The sequence below is a fragment of the Terriglobales bacterium genome, assembly GCA_035543055.1.
GTDB lineage: Bacteria > Acidobacteriota > Terriglobia > Terriglobales > Acidobacteriaceae > JAIQFD01.
Genome location: DATKKJ010000173.1, coordinates 1 through 2,826 on the forward strand (window position 1 = coordinate 1; position 2,826 = coordinate 2,826).

Sequence of the window (2,826 nt, forward strand, 5' to 3'; positions counted from 1 at the left end):
TTCTCACGCCACCTGATCGGAAGGGCGAATTGCCCATGAATAAGAACGAGTTCATTTCTGGTGTCAACGCCGGAGTGATTGGGAGCCAGTGCGCCGGAGTAAAAGGGAGCCACCTGGACTGTCGATTGGGTGCGGTCGTCCCCGTTTTCCACGGGAGGGACCCAAGGGGGGAGCGCCGTGCCCCCCACGAGGCAGGCGGCGGTCCCCCCTTGGGAGGGCCCTGTGGTAAACGGGGGCGAGCGCTTGACGCATGACGCTGCGCAGCAGCGCTTTCTCACTCAGACGGTGATGACTTCGGCGGTTTCCGGGTTGACGGCTTGGGCGGCGGCTTGCTCGGTCTGGTCCGGCGTTCTGGAGCGTCGGCGCGCTTTTGAGTGCTTGAGCCTGTAGCTGTCGCCGTTCATTTCCAAGATGTGGACGTGGTGGGTCAGGCGGTCGAGGAGCGCGCCGGTCAGGCGCTCGTTGCCGAACACCGAGGTCCATTCGTCGAACGGCAGGTTCGAGGTGATGATGGTGGAGCCGCGTTCGTAGCGTCTGCTGACGGTCTCGAAGAGCAGTTCGGCGCCGGTGTTGGAGAACGGCACGTATCCCAACTCGTCGATGATCAGCAGCTTGTAGGCCTGAAGCTCCCGCTGCAGTCGGGTCAGCCGCCGCTCGTCACGGGCTTCCATCAGCTGGTGGACGAGAACAGCGGCCTCGACGAAGCCGACCGAGAAGCCCCGCTGACAGGCGGCCAAGCCGAGCGCCAGCCCGATGTGGGATTTTCCGGTGCCTGAGTTGCCAAGAGCGATGATGTTCTCCCGCCGCAGAATGTATTCGCAGCGGGCCAGCTCCAGCACGAGCATCTTGTTGAGGGAGGGGATGGCGGCGAAGTCGAAGGTGTCGAGGGATTTGACCACCGGGAAGCGGGCGGCGCGGATGCGGCGCTGCACCGAGTGGCGCTCCCGTTCGATCAACTCGGCTTCCAGCAGACGCAGCAGGAATCCGATGAAGTCGACACCCTCCGCCGCGCACTGCCGGGCGACCTTTTCGTACTCGCGCAGGATGGTCGGCAGCTTGAGCGCTTTGAGGTGGTGGCCCAGCAGAACCTGAGCCGGAGGCGCAGGCCGACCTGAGAGTATCTCGCTCATGCCGCCCTCCCGCTCACCAGAGTCAGGTAGTCACGAGCGGAGGTGGTCTTGACCGTGGTCTTGGCCAGGTAGGGATAGGCGGTCATGTCCAACTTCACCGGCCGCTTCTCGATCCGGCACTGGGCCAGCATTTTGATGGCGTCGAAGCTGATGGCGCCGCGATCGATGGCGTCGCGGATGGCGGCCGCCACCTCGGCCTGGGGGAACACCTCCAACAGACGCAGAACCTGGACGAACTCCCGCCGGCCTTGCTTGTGAGCGCGTGCCTCCAGCAGGCGCCGAAGCTCGGCGAACACTTCGGGCAGCCGCCAGCCCTGGAGCGGCGCCGCCTGATCCAACGCGCGGGTCTTCCGCTCCAGAAGGGCCAGGTAGTGCAGCGGGTCGAAGACGAAGTCGCCATCGGCATAGGAACGGGGGTGGGTGGCGATGACCTGGCCGGCGTTGGAGATCACCACTCTGTCCACATAACCCTTCACCTCGACGATGCGGTGGCCGTATTCGGTCGGAACCGAGTAGTCGGTCCCGCGATAGCGCACCAAGCTGAGCGAGCTCACCCGGCCACTGCGCTTGTCGCACGGATCGAAGGGAACCGCCGGCAGGGCCCGGAAGGCCGCGAGATCGACCGTCAGCCGCTCTTCGATGGTCTGGCTGGTGCCGCGCAGAACCTCCCGGCGCCGCTTGAGGCATTGCTCCTGGAGGTAGGCGTTCAACGCCTCGTAGCTGGCAAAGGTCGGCATCGGCACCAGGAAGTTCCGTCTGGCATAGCCGACCAGCCCCTCGACGTTTCCTTTGTCGTTGCCCTTGCCCGGGCGACCGAACTTGTCGTCGAACAGATAGTGGGAGAGCAACTCGGTGAAGGCGCGGGTCCGCTCGCGCTTGCCGTCGCCCAGGATTTTTGCCACCGCCAGCTTGGTGTTGTCGTAGAGGATGGACAACGGCAGGGCGCCGAAGAAAGCAAACGCCGCCACGTGCCCGTCGAGGAAAGCCTCGGTCGTTTCAGCAGGGTAAGCCTTGACGAATATCGCATCGGAATGAGGAAGGTCCATGCAGAAGAAGTGGACTTTCTGAGTGATGCCGCCAATGACCCCCATGGCCTCCCCAAAATCAACTTGGGCATGACCGGGAGGATGGTGAAGCGGGATAAACATCTCCTTCGAGCTTATCTTTTTGCCGTGAACATAATCCTTGATGATCGTGTATTTTCCCTGAAAGCCATACTCATCGCGAAGGCGCTCAAAAATGCGCTTCGCCGTATGGCGCTGCTTGCGAGGCATCAACTGATCGGCCGCCAGTATCTGGTCGATGACCCCGGTGAAGCCATCCAGCTTCGGCCTGGCCGGCGCCGTGCTGCGCCGATAACCTGGCGGGGCAGAAAACGAACACATCTTCTCGACGGTCTTGCGCGCGATCCCAAAATGGCGCGCTGCCTCACGTCGGCTCCGGCCTTCCACGAAGACCGCTCGCCGAACCCGTAAATAGAGCTCCACGGATTTCATGCTCCCGCCCCAAATCCTCATAACGAGAACATGAGGCTACCACTGGCCGCTTTTTACGCCGCCCGCACCGCCACAACGGCGCCGCTTCCGTGGCCTACTTTCCCACCGGCGCTCTCAGTATGTGCGCTTCCCGCTCGCCCCCTATTGGAAAATGGGTGCCGAAGCGTCGGAAGCTGTGTTAGCAAGGTGGTAGGGGGCCG

At 63.1% G+C, this 2,826-nt stretch carries 2 protein-coding genes; both read right to left on the reverse strand.

Annotation, left to right across the window (positions count from 1 at the left end; all coding sequences use genetic code 11):
- Positions 1-278: 278 nt before the first annotated feature.
- The gene (istB, locus tag VMS96_11495; GenBank protein ID HVP44050.1) at positions 279-1,130 is read right to left on the reverse strand and encodes an IS21-like element helper ATPase IstB; all 852 of its coding nucleotides are present in this window, start codon (positions 1,128-1,130) and stop codon (positions 279-281) included.
- Positions 1,127-2,626, reverse strand: coding sequence for an IS21 family transposase (gene istA / locus VMS96_11500; protein ID HVP44051.1), 1,500 nt, complete (start codon positions 2,624-2,626; stop codon positions 1,127-1,129). Before istA ends, istB begins: the two co-directional genes overlap by 4 nt.
- Between the last annotated feature and the right edge of the window lie 200 nt (positions 2,627-2,826).

Excerpts from the sequence above, each read along its gene's own strand:
- istA (HVP44051.1), bottom strand. The coding sequence starts at position 2,626 with ATGAAATCCGTGGAGCTCTATTTACGGGTTCGGCGAGCGGTCTTCGTG.
- istB (HVP44050.1), bottom strand. The coding sequence starts at position 1,130 with ATGAGCGAGATACTCTCAGGTCGGCCTGCGCCTCCGGCTCAGGTTCTG.